At 72.1% G+C, this 17,470-nt stretch carries 16 protein-coding genes; 7 read left to right on the forward strand and 9 right to left on the reverse strand.

Annotated features, from left to right (window positions below; genetic code table 11):
- Positions 1-40: 40 nt before the first annotated feature.
- The 3 genes from ACQEV1_RS38490 to ACQEV1_RS38500 are packed head-to-tail and all read right to left on the reverse strand — an operon-like array spanning position 41 to position 2,714.
- Positions 41-1,153, reverse strand: coding sequence for a bifunctional RNase H/acid phosphatase (locus tag ACQEV1_RS38490; protein ID WP_433401158.1), 1,113 nt, complete (start codon positions 1,151-1,153; stop codon positions 41-43).
- Positions 1,150-1,893 (reverse strand): zinc ribbon domain-containing protein, encoded by a 744-nt coding sequence (locus tag ACQEV1_RS38495; RefSeq protein WP_433401161.1) that lies wholly within the window; start codon positions 1,891-1,893, stop codon positions 1,150-1,152. Before ACQEV1_RS38495 ends, ACQEV1_RS38490 begins: the two co-directional genes overlap by 4 nt.
- Positions 1,890-2,714: a Nif3-like dinuclear metal center hexameric protein gene (locus ACQEV1_RS38500; RefSeq protein WP_433406054.1), complete on the reverse strand. Its 825-nt coding sequence runs from the start codon at positions 2,712-2,714 to the stop codon at positions 1,890-1,892. The genes ACQEV1_RS38495 and ACQEV1_RS38500 overlap by 4 nt, the downstream gene beginning before the upstream one ends.
- A 110-nt stretch (positions 2,715-2,824) precedes the next feature.
- Here ACQEV1_RS38500 and ACQEV1_RS38505 point away from each other — a divergent pair, with 110 nt between their 5' ends.
- Together ACQEV1_RS38505 and ACQEV1_RS38510 are read left to right on the forward strand one after the other, a co-directional pair.
- Positions 2,825-3,190: a DUF6191 domain-containing protein gene (locus ACQEV1_RS38505; protein WP_285628545.1), complete on the forward strand. Its 366-nt coding sequence runs from the start codon at positions 2,825-2,827 to the stop codon at positions 3,188-3,190.
- Between the two features lie 51 nt (positions 3,191-3,241).
- On the forward strand, positions 3,242-3,610 hold the full coding sequence (locus ACQEV1_RS38510) for a hypothetical protein (RefSeq protein ID WP_285581595.1): 369 nt from the start codon (positions 3,242-3,244) through the stop codon (positions 3,608-3,610).
- Here ACQEV1_RS38510 and ACQEV1_RS38515 read toward each other — a convergent pair.
- Entirely contained in the window at positions 3,594-6,443 is a 2,850-nt protein-coding gene (locus ACQEV1_RS38515) for a helix-turn-helix transcriptional regulator (RefSeq protein WP_433401165.1), read from the reverse strand. The genes ACQEV1_RS38510 and ACQEV1_RS38515 overlap by 17 nt on opposite strands.
- Positions 6,444-6,571: 128 nt before the next feature.
- Between ACQEV1_RS38515 and ACQEV1_RS38520 the strand changes: the two genes are divergently transcribed.
- The 5 genes from ACQEV1_RS38520 (at position 6,572) to ACQEV1_RS38540 (ending at position 13,018) form a co-directional block, all read left to right on the forward strand.
- Entirely contained in the window at positions 6,572-7,342 is a 771-nt protein-coding gene (locus ACQEV1_RS38520) for a class I SAM-dependent methyltransferase (protein WP_285581590.1), read from the forward strand.
- Positions 7,343-7,438: 96 nt separating this feature from the next.
- Complete coding sequence (locus ACQEV1_RS38525) at positions 7,439-10,420, forward strand: protein kinase domain-containing protein (RefSeq protein WP_433401169.1); 2,982 nt, start codon at positions 7,439-7,441, stop codon at positions 10,418-10,420.
- A gap of 250 nt (positions 10,421-10,670) precedes the next feature.
- A complete protein-coding gene (locus tag ACQEV1_RS38530; RefSeq protein ID WP_433401172.1) occupies positions 10,671-11,867 on the forward strand; it encodes a DUF222 domain-containing protein in 1,197 nt (398 codons plus the stop codon).
- 131 nt (positions 11,868-11,998) lie between these two features.
- Positions 11,999-12,607, forward strand: coding sequence for a DJ-1/PfpI family protein (locus tag ACQEV1_RS38535; RefSeq protein WP_285628533.1), 609 nt, complete (start codon positions 11,999-12,001; stop codon positions 12,605-12,607).
- Positions 12,608-12,721: 114 nt separating this feature from the next.
- Entirely contained in the window at positions 12,722-13,018 is a 297-nt protein-coding gene (locus ACQEV1_RS38540) for a hypothetical protein (RefSeq protein WP_433401175.1), read from the forward strand.
- On the opposite strand, the gene ACQEV1_RS38545 is transcribed toward ACQEV1_RS38540, so the two are convergent.
- The 5 genes from ACQEV1_RS38545 to ACQEV1_RS38565 all read right to left on the reverse strand — a co-directional run bounded on the left by ACQEV1_RS38545 (position 12,988) and on the right by ACQEV1_RS38565 (position 17,467).
- On the reverse strand, positions 12,988-13,737 hold the full coding sequence (locus ACQEV1_RS38545; protein WP_433401178.1) for a class I SAM-dependent methyltransferase: 750 nt from the start codon (positions 13,735-13,737) through the stop codon (positions 12,988-12,990). The two genes, ACQEV1_RS38540 and ACQEV1_RS38545, sit on opposite strands and share 31 nt — an antisense overlap.
- 77 nt (positions 13,738-13,814) lie before the next feature.
- Positions 13,815-15,029 (reverse strand): CaiB/BaiF CoA transferase family protein, encoded by a 1,215-nt coding sequence (locus ACQEV1_RS38550; protein ID WP_433401181.1) that lies wholly within the window; start codon positions 15,027-15,029, stop codon positions 13,815-13,817.
- A gap of 24 nt (positions 15,030-15,053) precedes the next feature.
- On the reverse strand, positions 15,054-16,247 hold the full coding sequence (locus tag ACQEV1_RS38555) for an acyl-CoA dehydrogenase family protein (protein WP_433401184.1): 1,194 nt from the start codon (positions 16,245-16,247) through the stop codon (positions 15,054-15,056).
- Positions 16,244-16,888 carry a carboxymuconolactone decarboxylase family protein gene (locus ACQEV1_RS38560; RefSeq protein WP_285628519.1) on the reverse strand — a complete coding sequence of 215 codons (645 nt, stop codon included), beginning with the start codon at positions 16,886-16,888 and terminating at the stop codon, positions 16,244-16,246. The genes ACQEV1_RS38555 and ACQEV1_RS38560 overlap by 4 nt, the downstream gene beginning before the upstream one ends.
- Before the next feature lie 12 nt (positions 16,889-16,900).
- Positions 16,901-17,467 (reverse strand): VOC family protein, encoded by a 567-nt coding sequence (locus tag ACQEV1_RS38565; protein WP_285581576.1) that lies wholly within the window; start codon positions 17,465-17,467, stop codon positions 16,901-16,903.
- Positions 17,468-17,470: the final 3 nt, after the last annotated feature.

Genomic DNA, 17,470 nt, shown 5'->3' on the forward strand with positions numbered 1-17,470 from the left:
CCAGCCCGACATTTTACCGTGTGACGACCCCCGCCCGCGGCTACCCGAGATGGTGGGTGTCGTTGAAGCCCTTGAGCACGGCGGGGCCGTCGGCGTACCAGTCGATCTCCGAGATCGACGACACGTCCAGGAACATGCGGTACAGGGACGACGGCGGCGCGTCCAGCGCGGAGCGTACGAGGAGCTTGATCGGGGTCACGTGCGACACGATCAGGACCGTCTGCTGCCGGAAGCGTACGAGGAGCTTGTCGCGTGCGGTGTTCACGCGGCGGGCCACGGCGGTGAAGCTCTCGCCGTGTGGCGGGGCCACGGACGGGTCGGCGAGCCAGGCGTCGAGTTCGGCCGGCCAGCGTTCGCGGACCTCGGCGAAGGTGTAGCCCTCCCAGTCGCCGAAGTCGGTCTCGCGGAAGCCGTCGTCGGTGCGGACCGGCAGGCCGAGGACGTCGGCGGTTTCCTGCGCGGTCTGGCGGGCCCGGCCCAGCGGCGAGGAGACGATCGCGTCGATCGAGCGGCCGGCCAGGGCCTTCGCCGCGGCCTGTGCCTGCAGCACGCCCGTCTCGGTCAGCGGGATCTCGCCGACGCCGGCGAAACGCTTCTCCGCCGACAGGGGCGTCTCGCCGTGCCGGAGCAGCAGCGTACGGGTCGGCGCGCCCGTCGGGGCGGTCCAGCCCGCCGGGGTCTCCCGGTGAGGCTCCTCGTCGTCGGCCGAGGCCGCAGCAGAGGACGACGCGGACCACTCGCGCCCCTGCGCTGCGGCGTCCATCGCCTCGTTGGCGAGCCGGTCGGCGTGCTTGTTGCGCTCGCGCGGTATCCAGGTGAAGCGGACCGAGGAGAAGCCGGAGGCGAGCTTGCGCGCCTCCATGGCCAGCGGCTTCATGTCGGGGTGCTTGATGCGCCAGCGGCCGGACATCTGCTCGACGACGAGCTTGGAGTCCATGCGGGCCTCGACGTCGGCGTCGGGGGCGAGCTCGGCGGCCTTCGTCAGGGCGGCGATCAGGCCGCGGTACTCGGCGACGTTGTTGGTGGTCACACCGAGCGACTCGGCGGCCTCGGCGAGCACCTCACCGGAGACGGCGTCGCGTACGACCGCGCCGTAGCCGGCCGGTCCGGGGTTGCCCCGCGACCCGCCGTCCGCCTCGACGATCAGTCTCACAGGCCGGATTCCTTGGTACGGACGAGGATCCGGCGGCACTCCTCGCAGCGGATGACGTCGTCCGGGGCGGCGGCGCGGATCTCGTTCAGCTCGACGGTGTTGAGCTGCAGGTGGCAGCCCTGGCACTGGCCGCGCAGGAGGGCCGCGGCGGCGACGCCCCGCTGCTGGTCGCGCAGCTTGTCGTACAGCTTCAGCAGGTCGCCGGGGATGTCGGTGACCACGCCGGCGCGCGCCTGCTTGGTCAGCTCGGCCTCGCCGTCGATCTCGCGGTACGCGGCGTCGCGCCGGGCGGTCAGCTCGGCCAGGGCCTTGTCACCGGTCTCCCGGTCGGCCTCCACCGCGCGGAGCCGGGTCTCGGCCTCCTCGCGCCGCTCCATGACCTCCAGGACGATCTCCTCGAGGTCGGACTGCCGGCGCTGCAGCGAGGTGATCTCGGACTGGAGGTTCTCCAGGTCGCGGGCCGAGGAGACCTGGCCGGAGTCGAGGCGCTTCTGGTCGCGTTCGGCGCGGGCGCGGACCTGGTCGACGTCCTGCTCGGCCTTCTTCTGCTCCCGGTCGATGTCGCTGATCTCGGTCTGCGCGGCGACGAGCGCGTCGCCGAGCTCGCGCAGCCGGTTTTCGGCGTGTGCGATCTCCGCCAGCTCGGGTAGCGCGCGCCTGCGGTGGTCGAGCCGGTCGAGCGCGGTGTCGAGCTCCTGCAGGTCGAGGAGCCGCAACTGGGCTTCAGGTGCTGCTTTCACGTACTTCCTTCGTGGGATCGAAAGGTCCAAGCGTCGGTGACGGCCGCGGAGATCCGGGTCTCAACGTTAGTCTCCCCCAACAGCCCGGCCGCGTCGCGAAGCCATGGCCATTCGGTGGCCCAGTGCGCGGCGTCGACCAGCGCGGTCGCGCCCGCCTCGCGGAACTCCGAGGCCGGATGGTGGCGCAGGTCGGCGGTGAGGTAGACGTCCGCGCCTGCCGCGCGGGCGGCGCCCAGCAGCGAGTCACCGGCCCCTCCGCAGACCGCCACCGTACGGACGAGGGTGTCCGGGTCGCCGGCGACGCGCAGGCCGCCCGCGGTGGCCGGCAACCCCTTGGCGGCGCCCGCCGTGAACTCCCGTAGGGTCAGCGGGCCGGGCAGTTCGCCGACCCGGCCGAGCCCGCGCCGGGGATCGTCCGGGGAGGGGCTGAGCGGCCGCAGGTCGCCGGACAGGCCGACGGCGCGCGCGAGGGCGTCGGAGACCCCCGGATCGGCGACGTCGGCGTTGGTGTGCGCGGTGAACAGCGCCGTGCCGCTCCGGATCAGCCGGTGGACGAGGCGTCCCTTGTGCGTGGTGGCCGGGACGCCGTGCACGGGGCGCAGCAGCAGCGGATGGTGGGTGACGATCAGGTCGGCGTCCCAGGCGAGCGCCTCGTCCGCGACCTCGGCGACCGGGTCGACCGCGAACAGCACCCGACGGACCCGCGCGTCCGGATCGCCGCAGACCAGGCCGACGGCGTCCCAGGACTCCGCCCAGGCCGGGTCGTATCGGTCTTCGAAGATCCCGACGATGTCGGCCAGAGTGAGGGACACGCTCCGCAGGTTACCGTCCGAGATCACCGCGAGGGCGCATACCATTCGGGCGGGTCCTCGTAAGAGACTCGCTCGCAGTCTCGAGGAATCCTGGGGATCGGCAGAACGTTGGAGGATGCGTGAGATCACCGTTCCGGCGGCGTCGCAGGCGCCCGCGCAAGCGTACGGCCTCGCCTCCCCCACCCGAGGTCATCGACTGGCCGAAGGAGGGCACGGGCGGGGGCGGGCTGATGTCGGCGATCCGCGGTGACTCCGAGTCGGGTGCTGGTTTCGGACCGGGCATGTTCGCCGATCTGCAGGCCGCGTTCGGTGGCTCCGGAAAGCAGATCCAGCTCGAGGAGCAGGAGAAGGAGAAGACCCGCCGCCACGAGCTGCACACCGAGGCCGGCGGCCGGGGACGGGACGATCTCGACTCGGGCACGATCCGGATCACCAAGCGGCGCGAGCCGGACGAACCCGACCGGCCGGATGAGGACGAGGACTGAGCTCATCCCGACGCTAGAACAGATGTTCGAACACGTCGTAGTCTGATCCCTGTGAACGCCTACGTTCCGCCCGGCTGGCCTGCCGGTGTGCATCCCCCGGGCACCGAGAGGTTCGAGGAGACCGCGGTGGCCTGGCTCCTGGAGTTCGTGCCGGCCGAATACCGCCGTTACGGCGTGCTGCGCCGCTACCCCGTGGTTCTCGCGCGGATGGCCCGGCAGCACGTGTCCGCGAGCGTCGAGGCGGCCCGGCTGGGGTTCCGCACGGCCCGTACGGAGCTGTCCGGCGTCATCCCGCCGCACGGCGTGGAGGCAGTGCTCGACATCTACCGGCGCGAGGGCACCCGGCTCGTGGCGATCGCCGAGGGCGTCGAGCTGGTCGATCGCGCCCTGCGCGGCGACTCGTTCACTCCGAGACTCTGAACAGGTGCGCGGCGGCGCCGCGGTTGGGCACGCCGAGCTTGTGCAGGATCCGCGAGACGTGCACGCCGACCGTGCGTTCGCTGATGAACAGCGCCTCGGCGATCTGCCGGTTGGTCCGGCCGTCGCTGAGCAGGGCGAGGATCTCCCCCTCGCGCGCGGTCAGCCCGGGCACCGTCTCGCCCGCCCGTACCAGCTCCAGGCGTCCCCGGCGGGACAGGTCCTCGATCTTCCTCCGCAGGCTGTCCGCGCCCAGCGCCACGACCGTCTCGTGGGCCGCGCGGAGCAGTGTCGCGGCCTCCTCGCGTGAGCCCTTCGTCGCGAGGAGCGCCTCGGCTCCGCGGAACCGGCAGTACGCCGCGTGGTACGGCTCGCCGAGGTCCTCCCACGCGGCCCGCGCGTCCGCCCACGCGAGCGGGTCGGGCGTCGTGAGTCGCGTCGACTCCGCCTCGGCGGTGCGGCCGTACGCCTCCGGCTCCGGGCACGCGATCATGCCGGCGAGGAACTCCCGGCACTCCTTGAGGAGCGGGCCGGGGTCGCCGCCGAGCGACGCCTCGGCGGCCAGGCCGATCGCGCAGAGCTCGGGACCGAGCCGCAGGTACTCCGAGCCGCGGATCAGGTCCAGGCCGACCCGTACGCGTTCGCGGCACGCCTCGTTGTCGCCCTCGGCGGTCGCCAGCCAGGCGGCGCAGACGTGGAACGAGGTGACCAGCTCCCTGTTCTGCGACCGGGCGGCGATCTCCTCCACCGAAGACAACCGCGCGCGGGCGCCCTGGACGTCGCCGCGGCGCAGCGCGAGCTCGGTCATCGCCAGGGTGACGCCCCACCGCTGTCCGGGCGGCGCGTCGATGTCGCTGACCTCGTCGACCAGCCGGTCCGCGTCCGGCCAGCGGCCGAGCCGCACCAGGGCGCCCAGCGTGTTGCCCGCCGCGCACATGCAGGTCGTACGGCCGTAGCCGAGGCCGCGGCAGACGTGCACGCCCTCCATGCCGACCTCGGCGGCCTCCGCCCAGCGGCCCGCCCACAGCAGCGCGTCTGAGAAGTTGACGTAGGTGCGGCCCAGCTCCCAGGTGTCGCCGCGCGACTTGGCGAGCCGCAGCGCGGCGGCGAGCTCCTCCAGACCCTGCGGCGCCTCGCCGAGCATGGCGAGCGCCACACCCAGGGTGTTGCGGGCGTGGACCTCCAGGTCGGGCGCGCCCACGGCGACGGCCACGGCGATGGCCTCCCGGCAGCAGGCGGCGGCGTCCGTGTACCGGTTCTGGAGCATGAAGGCGTGCCCCTGGAGGGCGCGGACCTGGGCGCGCTCGCGCGTGGAGGCCTCGGCGGGCAGCAGCGCGACCGCCTCGTCGTAGGAGCGGCAGGCGGCGGCGACGTCCCCGGCCACCCAGTGGATCCGGCCGGCGAGGATGCGCAGGGCGGCCGCGCGCAGCGGTTCGGCGCCCGCGTCCAGTTCGGCCATCGACGCCTCGGTGAGGTGGAGGGCGCGGTCGATCTCCCCCTCGGCCATCGCGACCTCGGCGGCGCACCGCTGCAACTCCGCGTGATCGAGGCCGCAGCGGCTCTCCGCGTCGGCCACATCCGGCCACAGCCGCAGCGCGCGCTCGTAGTGCGCGAGCGCGACGGCCCAGGCGTTCGACGTCTGCGCGTCGATCGCCGCGGCGACGAAGCCGGCGAGGGCCTGTGGCCGGTGCCCCGCCGCGTGCCAGTGGCGTGCCGACTCGGCCGGCACGTTCTTGTCCGCGAGGGCCTCGGCGACCGCCAGGTGCAGCCGGTTGCGCCGGCCGGGCAGCAGGTCGGCCTGGAGCGCCTCGCGCAGCAGGGCGTGCCGGACGTCGTATCCGTCACCCGTGACGACCAGGAGCCGGTGCGAGACGGCCTCCTGCAGTGCGGCCTCCAGTTCGCCCGCGGGCAGCTCGGTGACGGTGCCGATCAGTTCCTCGTCTCCGCCGCGACCGATGATCGCGACCGCGCGCAGGACCTGCTTCGTCGCGGGCGCGAGCCGTTCGACGCGGGTCAGCAGCACGTCGCGCAGGCTGGCGGTCAGCCCCGTGCTCGTCGGCCCGGCGGCGAGCAGTTCCTCGACGAAGAAGGGGTTGCCGTCCGACCGGTCGAACAGGGACCGGGTCTGACGCGTCGCGGGCTCGGTGCCGAGGATGCCGGTGACCTGGGCGGTCACCTCATCGACGGACAGGCCGGTCAGCTCGACGCGCTCGGCGCGGCCGGAGCGTTCCAGCTCCAGCACGATGTTGTGCAGCGGGTGGTCGCGGGGAACCTCGTCGCTCCGGTACGTACCGATGATCACCAGGCCCGCGTGGCGGAGGTTGGCGCCGAGCATCGCCAGCAGGTCGGCCGAGGCCGGGTCGGTCCAGTGCAGGTCCTCCAGGACGAGGACGGCCGGGCGCAGCGCGGCCATGCGCCGGAACAGCCCGAGCGCCAGCTCGTACAGGCGTCCGCGCTCGGTCCGGTCGCGCCGGCTCGTCGGGCTTCCGCACAGCTCGGGCAGCAGCGCGCCGAGCTCCTGCCGCGCCTCGCCGAGGACGTGGGCGAGCTCGTCGCCGCTCAGCTCGTCGGCCAGCGGCCGCAGGGCGGCGACGAAGGGCGCGTACGGCGCGGCGCCCTCGGCCAGGTCCAGGCAGGCGCCGGAGAAGACGATCGCGTCGTTCTCCCTGGCCCGCGCGGTGAACGTCTCCACCAGCCGGGACTTGCCGATGCCGGCGTCGCCGGAGACGAAGAGCAGCACGGAAGAGCCGTCCCGCGCCTGAGCCAGCGCGGCGTCGAGCCGGGCCAGCTCCGCGGTACGGCCGATGAGGGTAGGGCACGAGACTCGCCGGGCCACACCAAGGAGTATGGATCACGTACGGCGAATGCGGTGAACAAAGTCAGCAAATAGGTAAATATGCGGATGCACCGCTGTCCGGCGCGAAGTGATCATGTAGTTGAACGAACGTCTACCCGGAGGACGCGATGGTGGGTCCCATCCAGGTTCATCCGCAGAACGGCGTCGCCTTCACCGACGTGTGCGAGGAGCAGCTCCGCCCTCTCTACATCGCCTCGCTCGGCGCGCTCGACCCCGGACCGGGGACGCGCCTGCTGCACGTCGGCTGCGGTAACGGCACGGCCCTCGAACTCGCTGCGCGCAGCGGCGCCGAGGTGGCCGGCCTGGACGCCTCGGTGGACCTCCTGAAGGTCGCGCGCGAGCGGCTGCCCGACGCCGACCTCCGCGTCGCCGACGCCGCCGAACTGCCCTACGACCGGGGCTGCTTCGACCAGGTCATGGCCTTCGACGCGATCCAGTACACCGAACCCCCGGCCGTCGCCGTGGCCGAACTTGCGCGCGTCACCCGGCCCGGCGGCTCGGTCGTGATCGGGCTGTGGCACAACTGGTCCGGCCGCGAGGCGAGCGCGTTCATCAACGCCGTACGCGGCCTCGTACCGGCCGGCTCCCCCGGCTCCCAGCCGGTCCGCGACCTTTATCACCTGCGCGAGGTGATGGTGGAGGCCGGCCTCGACGTGTACGCCTACGCCGAGGTGACCCGCAGGTACGACTTCCCCTCGCTCGACGCCGCCTGGGAGTCGATGCAGTCCTCCCCCAACGTGGCCCGCGCGATCGAGGTCGTCGGCATGGACGCCGCGTACCAGGTGTTCCTGACCAACTTCGGCAACCAGCGGCGCGCCGACGGGACCATCCAGCAGGACAACCTGTTCCAGTACGCCGTCGGCCGCGCCACCAGCTGAACTCCGGCGAGACCGGACGATGCCGGTATCGGCGCTCGGATCCGGCGCTATCGTTTGACGCGCTGTGGACGATGGCTTGACCGGGAGGACACACCCATGGCCAACGGCCTTCCGCTGCGCCCGGGCGATCCGCCCGAGCTCGGCGGCCACCGGCTCCTGCGCCGGCTCGGCGAGGGCAACCAGGGTGTCGTCTTCCTCGGGGAGAGTCCCTCCGGCGAGCAGGTGGCGATCAAACTACTGCACGCACGGATGGCGGCGGACCCCAACGCCCGCGACCGGTTCGTACGTGAACTGTCCGCGGCGAAGAAGGTCGCACGCTTCTGCACCGCGCAAGTGCTCGACGCAGATCTCGCGGGCGACCACCCGTACATCGTCAGCGAGTACGTCGAGGGACGCTCGCTGCGCTCCCACATCCTCACCGACGGCCCCCGCACCGGCGGCGCGCTCGAACGCCTGGCCATCGGCACGCTGACCGCCCTCGCCGCGATCCACCGGGCCGGCATAGTCCACCGCGACTTCACGCCGCACAATGTCCTGCTGGGCCCCGACGGACCGCGCGTCATCGACTTCGGCATCGCCCGCGCGCTCGGCGCGGCGGGCAACAACGAGTCCGCCCGTGCCGGCACACCGTCGTACATGGCGCCCGAACAGGTCAAGGGCGACGAGATCGGCCCGCCCGCGGACATGTTCGCGTGGGGCTCGACGATCCTGTTCGCCGCGACGGGCCACCCGCCGTTCGGCAACGAGTCCGTGCACGCGGTGATGGAACGCATCCTGCACGACGAGCCGGACGTCTCCGCCCTGCCGGAGCCGCTGCGATCGGTCGTGTCCGCCTGCCTCGCGAAGGACCCGGCCCGCCGTCCGACCGCCCAACAGGCCCAGGCCGGCCTACTCGGCCACGAGGCCACCGTCGACGAGCCCCTGATGCCACCCCCGGCCTTCGGCGCGGCCCCACCGGAGCAGAAGCCGGCCACCCCTACCCCGGCCGCCTCCCTGCCCGGCCAGCCGGCCGGATCCCCGGCCGCCGAACCAGCCGCGCCCCCGGCCACCGAACCGGCTTCACACGCGGGCACCCAACCGCCCGCGTCTCTGGTCGACCAGCCAGTCGCGTCCCCGACCGGCCAGCCAGCCGCACTCCCGGTCACCGAACCGGCCTCACGCGCGGCCGCCCAACCGCCCGCCTCCCCAGCCGACCAATCGATCGCGCCTCCGGCCGCCGAGCCCGCCGCGTCCTCGACCGGACAACCGGTCGCGCCGCCGACCAGCCAGGCAGTCGCGTCCTCAGCCGGCCGACCGGCCGCGTCCCCGGCCGGCCAGCCAGTCGCCCCCCGGGCCACCGAACCGGCCGCGCCGCCGACCGGACAACCGGCCGCGCCGCCGACCGGACAACCGGTCGCGCCGCCGACCGGTCAGGCAGTCGCGTCCTCAGCCGGCGGACCGGCCACGTCCCCGGCCAGCCGGCCAGTCACCTCCCGGTCCGCCGAACCGGGCGCACCCGCGACCGCCCGACCAACGGCGCCGCCGCCCGGCCAACCGGTCCCGTCCCCGGCTGCTCGACCAGCCGCACCCGCGACCGCCACGCAGGCGGCCATCCCCGCGGACACCGTTCCCCAGCCCGTCGTCGCGGCGGCATCACCGCCTCCGGCGTTCCCCGCATTCCCACCACCGGCCGCCGCCGACGAGACGGCCGCCGAAACCCCCGGCATGCCCCGACCGGTCACCGGGACATCCAGTGCGGCGCCACCGGCCGGGGAGGCACCGAGCCCATGGGCGGCGTCCGTACGTCTGCCAGCGACTGCCACGCCCGCCGCGCCGTCGTCCCCCGACGAATTCGCGCCGTCACCTTCCGAAGCGCCGTCGTCTCCCGCCACGTCCGCGCCTTCGCATTCCGCCCCGTCGTCGTCGCCCGCCGCGCCCGCGCCGCCGTCCCCCAACAGACCAGGGCCGTCACCTACCGGCGTGCCGTCATCTCCTCCCGCACCGCCGTCGCCGACGGGGCCGTCGGCTCCCAACACGCCCGCTCTTCCGCACGCCGCCGCACCGTCGTCTCCCACCGCACCCCCGCTCGCGCACTCCGGTACGCCCTCGTCTCCCCCCGCGTCCGCGCCACCGACGTCCACCGCGCCGCCGTCTCCGAACAAACCGGCGACATCATCTTCCGGCGCGCCGTCCTCTTTCACCGCACCCGCGCTCCCGCACTCCGCGACGCCGTCGTCTCCCACCGCGGCTGAGTCGCCGTCCTCCGAACTGGTGCCGTCACGTTCCGCCGCGCCGTCGTCTCCCGCCGGGTCCGCGCCGCCAGGCTCCGCCGCGCCGCCGACGGTGCCGGTGGCCGTGGCCTCGCCCTCGGGCTCCGGCCCGGCCCGTACGTCACCGGCATCGAGCTCCCCGCCGCGGTCCGTACCCTCGCCGGCGCGGTCGGCGCTGACTCCCGCCTCCACGCCCACCACCGCACCCGCGTCCGCCTCCGGGCGGCGGCGGACGGTCGGGTGGGCGCTCCTCGCCGGAGCGGCCGTGGTCGTCGCCGGTGCCGCCGTGGCGGTGCCGCTGTGGCCGGACGGCGGCGACGCCGCCACCGCTCCCCCGGTCCGTACGGCGGTCACCGTGCCGAGCACTCCCACGCCCACACCGACGCCGGTCACGCACCGGCCCCAGCTCAACGGCGTCCGGTCCGGCGCTCCCATCGCCAAGCCGACGAAGAAGCCGGCCAAGGGCTGCCGCGACTACCAGCGGGCGTACACCGTGACCCGAGCCGGTTCCGCACTGCTCAAGGTGTCGGTCTGCCGCGGCGCGTACACCGGCACCGCGGTCCTGGCCGACACCGCCGCCAAGGACGGCTGGGACCTCTGCCTCCAGCTCCGCGGGCACGTCGTCGGGGCCGCGAACACCTACATCAGCACGGTCCTGTCCTCCCGCGACGGCCGCGTACGCGCCTTCGACAACGGCCCCAAGGCGCGCTTCGGCCCGAAGACGAAACACACGGAGGATTCGGTGACCGTGAACGTCGGACGGTGCCGCGGATCCGGCGCCGCCCTCCAGACCTCCTGGCAGACCCAGGACAAGCTCGCCGCCGGCTAGCGGAACTGGCGCTCATCGACCTTCGGACCACGGTGGCGGCCGAGGGCGGGAGTGAACGCGGATTCATCCCCGCACATCCGCCATCTGAGACCTATCAATGCCGAGAAAAGACAATTCACTCGTTTTCCATTTCCGGCACCCAGATCAACGAAACCTTTTTTGGAATGCCCGAAATGTCACTGGAGTGGATTGGAACGGCTCGATATTGTGTTCGAGTCCAGGGCCGGAGACGTGCGGGGGGTGAATGCGCATGGTGACGTCCTTGCCCGGTGAGTTGTCCGACCGCGAGTTGGTCGAGGTGATGGTGGAGGCGCGTCAGCTGGCGTCGCGGGTGCAGGCGGTGGAGTTGGCGGCGATCGCGGAGCTGGCCCGGCGGCGGTTCGCCGAGGCGGAGGATCGTGATGCCGTGGTGGAGGTGCTTTCTGCGGCCGATCACGTGCACGACGAGGTGGCGGAGGCGTTGACGCTCACCTCTGCCTCGGCCGATGGGTTGGTCCGGTTCGCGACGGAGTTGACCGAGCGGCTGCCGGGTACGTTCGCGGCGCTGGCCTCCGGGCGGATCGACTACCTCAAGGCTCGGACGATGTGGCATGGCATCGACCAGGTCGATGACAGGCTCGCCTCCACCGTTGAGAAGATGGTGCTGCCCAAGGCGCCGGAGCAGACCACCGGGCAGATCCGCGCGAAGATCCGGCGGCTGATCAAACGGCTGGACCCCCAAGCGGCAGACCGGCGACGCGAAGAAGCTGAAACACACCGCGCCGTGGAGTTGGTCGAGACCGCAGAAGGCACGGCGCGGTTAAGCGGTGTGGACCTGCACGCCGACGCCGCCGGCGCCGCGTACGGCCGCGTCACCGCGATCGCCACCGGCCTCGAACACGACGGCGACGACCGCGCCACCGACCGACTCCGCGCGGATGTGTTCCTCGGACTCCTACACGGCACGTTCGTCACCGGCGAGCCCCCCGCCGACACGACCGACCTCCCCACCCTCAGGACAGGCGACCCCGGCTGGACCGCGGCAGACGACGCCATCGCCGAAACCGCCCGCACCGAACTGACCACCCTCACCAACACGCTCGCCGCACCGCCTCGCGACATCCACCGCGATGTCGTAGAGCTGCTCCCGGCACTGTGTCCGGCCGTGCGTCCAGGGACGGCTTTGTCAGCGAGAAGCACCCCGCGCACGGCGTCGCCCGTTACCGGCCGTCCACGGCGATGCGTCGGCTGGTCGGACACCGGGACCGCCGATGTCGCTTCCCCGGCTGCCGAAGAGCCGACCACACCACCCCCTACCACCGTGGCGGCGCCATCTGCCCCTGCACCCTTGCCATGCTCTACCGCCACCACCACCGAGATGTCCTCTTACGAGGGCGAGCACGATTGTGCTCACGCTGAGCTGAGCATGGCGAGCCTCGGGACGTCAGCAGGTCGGTTGGGACGGTAAGTACGGCGCTCAGGCTCGGAGCTCGAAGCGAAGAGCGCCGGTAAGCATGTCGTCAGCCGCTGATTGGCTCTCGACCTGGAACGGCGCGCCAGGGAGACTGGGCATCTGATCCCGTACATGAAGGAGTTGTGATGCAGGTAGCCGTGGTCACCTTCGACGGGTTCAACGAGCTCGACAGCTTCATTGCTTCCGCGCTGATCAACCGGTGTCGTAAGGATGGCTTGGAGTCCTTCATCACAACGCCAACGCCGGTGGTCACGTCGATGAACGGCGTCGAGGTGACTGGGCAGCGCCCGATGGAGTTCGTGACCGAGGCCAGCGTCGTGTTGATCGGTAGCGGAGTGAAGACACGCGACGTGGTCGCCGACGACCGGCTGCTTTCCATGTTGTCGCTCGACCCTTCGCGACAGCTGATCGGTTCACAGTGCTCTGGCGCGCTGGTGCTGGCTCGCCTCGGGCTGCTGGGTGGCATGCCTGCTTGCACGGACATCAAGAGCCGGCCCTTTGTCGAAGCCTGTGGCGTCACTGTGCTGGACGCGCCGTTCTACGCCGAGGGGAACATCGCTACGGCGGGCGGTTGCCTGGCGTCCCAGTATCTCGCCACGTGGGTGATCACCCGAATGCTCGGGGAGGATGCCGCGCGCGACGTCATCGGCTACGTGGCTCCGGTCGGCGAAAGCCAAGAGACTGTTGAGCGTGCCATGCGTGCCGTCCACTCGGGCGAGGTTGCACTGCGCTGAGGCCCCGCGAGCAGCCCTCTTGGGGCCGCCTGCAGTTATGGCGACGACTCCCGAGCGCATTGAGGGTTTGCCGTCCCGGACCGGCCCGGTCTGCGGCTGCGTACGTTGGAGGACGTGTTCGCCTACGCCGAGGCCGAAGGGGTCACGCTGCGCCTCGACCTGTGGCTCGGTGCGGTGCGCCCTGGACGGATGCACGACGTCACCCAGGTCCGGACCGAGGGCATCGAAGAGCAACTCCGACTGCACCCCACGGTGAAAGTCGAAGTCGACACCGGCTACACCGGGTCGGCCCGCGACCTCCCCCACCAAGTCAGCGCCCCACCGAGGAAACCCGCCAAGGACGCGGGGCCTGGTGAGAGGAGTCCGCGGTGGGCCGGTTATCAGCTCTTCGTGAGCCGGACGAGGCGATAGACGGGATCCGCGCGCGGCCGGTCCTGGTCCGGAAGTGCCTCGAGCCGCTCGCACAGGGCGGTCAGGTCGTCACCGGCGGCCTCGGCCCAGGCGAACGCACCGCCCAGGAGCCGTTCGCGCCACTGGCGTGGGGTTCGCCCCTGCCCGGTCCCGATGAACTCGGTCTGAGCGGTCACCGTCAGGCCGAGCCGGCCGGCCAGGTCGGTCACGCGGCCGGTGGCGTCCGTCTCCGGTGCCGCGTAGGCCGCGCGCACGGGCTTGACCAGTGCGGTGGTGTCGCCGCCGACGGCGAAGACCGCGGCGTTCTTGTCCACCGTCGTGAGCAGTGACCCGCCAGGCCGCAGCACGCGTGCGGCCTCCGTCAGGGCCGCGGCGCCGGCCGGTCCGTTCATCAGGTGGAGGAGCCAGATCATCACCACGGCGTCCAGCGACGCGTCGGCCAGTGGAAGCCTGGTCACATCGCCGATCGTGATCCGGTGGGGCAGTCGCGCCGCGGCGACACGGGCCATCCCCGCGGAGAGATCGACTCCGATGACCCGCCGACCCGGTCCCCCGAGGCGGGCGGTGACGATCCCGGTCCCGCATGCGAGGTCGGCCAGCCGCGCGGTGTCGTACGGCAACAAGGCCAGCACCGCGGCGGCCGCCGACGCGGCTCTGGCGTCCCCGCCGCGGGTCGCGTCGTAATGATCGGCTTCGCGGTCGTAGTCCAGCATGCTCATGCCGGACATCCAACACGCTTCGGATCACACCGCGTTCGCCCAGCGCGACGCGGACATCGACACCCAGCAGGTACGGCTCAGATGACGCCGCGTTCGGCCAGGGCGGCGCGCTCCTTCTCGCTCAGGCCCAGCAGGTCGCCGTAGATCTCGGTGTTGTGCTCGCCGAGCAGCGGGCCGAGCGCGCGTACGGTACCGGGCGTCTCGCCGAGGCGGGGGAAGACGTTGTGCATCGGGAGTTCTCCCAGCTCCGGGTGGACGAGACGGATGATGGCCTCGCGGGCTGCGAAGTGGGGGTCGGCGAACATGTCGCGGGCGGTGTAGATGCGGCCCGCCGGTACTCCTCCGTCGTGCAGTCGTGCGAGTAGTTCCTCCACGCCGAAGTTCGCGGTCCACCCGGAGATCAGTTCGTCCAGTTCCGCCATGTTGTGGCCACGTGCGGCGTGCGTGGCGTAGCGGTCGTCGGTGGACAGTTCCGGGTGGTCCATCACGGCGGCCAGCCGTTTGAAGACCGTGTCCTGGTTGGCCGCGATCAGCACCATCTCACCGTCCTTGGCGGGGTAGACGTTGCTGGGCGCGACGTTCGGCAACACCGGTCCGGTGCGCTCGCGCTGGTAGCCGGCGACCTCCCACTCGGGCAGGAGTGACTCCATCATCGCGAGTACCGCCTCGTAGATGGCCGAGTCGACGACCTGGCCCCGGCCGGTCCGCCGGCGGCCGTTCACGGCGGCGAGCGCGCCGAGCGCGGCGAACAGGCCGGCGAGTGAGTCGCCGAGGGAGATCCCCGTCCGCGAGGGCGGGCTGCCGGGATCGCCGGTGACGTGCCGCAGTCCGCCCATCGCCTCGCCGATCGAGCCGTACCCGGCACGGGGCGCGTACGGGCCGGTCTGCCCGAATCCGGTCACCCGCACCATGACCAGGCCGGGGTTGGTCTCGCGCAGCCGGTCGAAGCCGAGGCCCCAGCGTTCGAGCGTGCCGGGCCGGAGGTTCTCCACGACGATGTCGGCCCGCTCGATGAGACGCCGGGCCAGGTCCTGTCCCGCGGGGGTCCGCAGGTCGCAGGTCACCGACTTCTTGTTGCGCGCGATGATCGGCCACCACAGGGAGCGGCCGTGCGGCTTCTCCCGGCCCCACTGCCGCATCGGGTCGCCCGTGCCCGGCGGCTCCAGCTTGATCACCTCGGCGCCGAAGTCGCCGAGGAGCTGCCCGCAGAACGGGCCCGCGATGAGCTGGGCCATCTCCACGACGCGAAGGTCGGCGAGCGGCCCAGCGGAGGCGGACGAATCGGTCGGCATGCCTTCTTGTCCTTCCGGTAGAACTCAGCGGAGGCCGAACTCCCAGTTGCCGCCGTTCCGGTACTCGCGCAGGACGCGGCGTGCCGCGCTCTGCGTGTGCACCTCGTCCGGGCCGTCGTACAGGCGTGCCTCGCGTGCGTGCCGGTACATCCGGGACAGCGGCAGGTCGTCGGTGAGGCCCGCCGCGCCGTACGCCTGGATGGCCCGGTCGATGACGTTGTGCAGCATCCGCGCGCCAACGACCTTGATCACGGAGATCTCGACGCGTGCCTCGTCGCCGGCGTCGATTCGGTGCGCGGCCTGGAGCGTGAGCAGCCGCGCGGACTGGATCTCGGCGTAGGACTCGAACACGTGCCGCTGCATGAGCTGCTTGTCCGCGAGCGGTCCGCCGAAGGCGCTGCGGGAGTTCAGTCGTTCGCAGAGCAGGTCGAAGGCGCGCTGCGCCTGGCCGAGCCAGCGCATGCAGTGGAAGATGCGGCCGGGGCCGAGCCGCCGCTGCGCGATGCGGAATCCTTCCCCGCGCGGGCCGAGCAGGTTGCTCGCCGGCACGCGCACGTCCTCGTAGGCGACCTCGTAGTGACCGCCGGCGAGGCCGAGCACGGGAAGGTCGCGCACGATCCGGTACCCGGGTGTGTCGGTCGGCACGATGATCATGCTGAACGCCCGGTGCGGCGGCGTGCCCTCCGGCTCCGTACGGCACATGACCGTCGTGTACGCGGCGGCCGCGGCACCGGTGGTGAACCACTTGCGGCCCCGGATGACCCACTCGTCGCCATCCAGCTCGGCCGTGGTGCACAGGCCGGTCGGGTCGGAGCCGGCGACGTCCGGCTCGGTCATCGCGAAGCTCGGCGACACCTCCCCCGCCACCATCGGCGCCAGGTACCGCTCGCGCCAGCGCGCGTCGGCGTACTCGTGCAGCATGAGGGAGTCCTGGAGGGTGAACGTGCCGAGGGCGAGCTGGCCCCACTCGCTGCGGCCCTGCACCTCGTTGACGAACACGTAGTCCAGGAACGGCAGGCCGCCTCCGCCCAGTTCGGCCGGGTGCCCGAGTGCCCACAGCCCGGCGTCCTTGGCCTCGCCTCGCAGCTCGCGGAGCTTGTCGGCGGCGGCCGCGCCGCCGCCGACAAGGACCGGCTCGGCGGGCTCGACCCGCTCGGTCATGAAGGCGTACACGGCGTCGCGCACCGGCCGGACGCGCTCGGGCACCTCGAACGTCATCGGCCGTCTCCGGCGATGTCGTCGGCGATGTCGCGCGAGCCGTACCCCTCGGGCGCGGCCACCTCGACGACGGGCTCCTCCACGTCGTCGAACTCCAGCCGCAGCACCTTGGCCATCGTCGCGTGCATGTCGTACAGGCAGGTGATGTAGGTGAGCAGGAGGATCTCCTCGTCGCTGAGATGTCTCCTCAGCACCGCGAAGATCTCGTCGTGCACCCGGCCGCCGTCGAGCACGAGACCGTCGGTGTAGGCGAGCACCGCGCGTTCCAGCTCGGAGAAGCAGCCGGCGGTCTGCCAGTACGCGACGGCCTGGACCTTCTCCTCCGGCACGCCCAGCGCGCGCAGCTGCTTGCAGTGCTGGGAGAAGACGAACCGGCTGCCGCGCGCCCAGCCGGCCCGCGACTGGCCGAGCTCGCGCAGCAGCGGGTCGAGCTTCGCGTCGCGGTAGAGCGCGAAGCCGCGTACGGCGTGCCGGAACACCTCCGGGGACTGGGCGAAGACGGTCCACCAGTCACCGGGTGAGCCGGTCGCGGTGCCGTGGTCGACGGCAGGGTCGCGGTCGGGGCCGAACAGGCGGTCGTAGAAGAACAGGATCCGCTCGTCGGTGACCTCGGCGCGGGGTACCTCTCGCAGGCGGGGCATGAGTCCTCCGGGTCAGGCGTGCGTGGGCGTACGGCGGTCGGCCGCCGTCCTGGGCGTGTGGGAGACGTCGGCGTCGGTGAACTCCCGGGTCCAGCAGGCGAACTCCAGGAGGATGCCGTCGGGGTCCTGGAAGTAGAAGGACCGGACGAACACGCCGTCGTACATCTCGCGGGCGATCCCGGCCGGGCTGTCGTCGTGGTTGAGGATCGGGCTGACCGTGACACCCTTGGCCTTGAGCCGGCGGCGGTACTCCTCGAAGCGCTCGGGCGGCACGGTGAAGGCCACGTGGTTCATCGAGCCGACCGCGCTCAGCAGGTCGCCCTGCTCGGGCCGGCCGGGCGGCGCCGAGATCCCCGGCACGCCGTCGGGCGCGTCGGGGAACCAGAAGAACGCCACGCAGTCGCCGCCGCCGCAGTCGAAGAAGAAGTGCTGGCCCATGCCGCCCGGCAGCTCGATCGTCTTGATCAGCGGCATGCCGAGGACGCCGGAGTAGAAGTCGATCGTCTGCCGCATGTCCGAGCACACCAGGGCGAGGTGGTTGATTCCGCCCAGCTCGAACTCGGGGTTCCTTCCGGCCATGCT

The sequence above is a fragment of the Actinoallomurus sp. CA-142502 genome, from assembly GCF_050936355.1.
Taxonomy (GTDB): Bacteria; Actinomycetota; Actinomycetes; order Streptosporangiales; family Streptosporangiaceae; genus Actinoallomurus; species Actinoallomurus iriomotensis.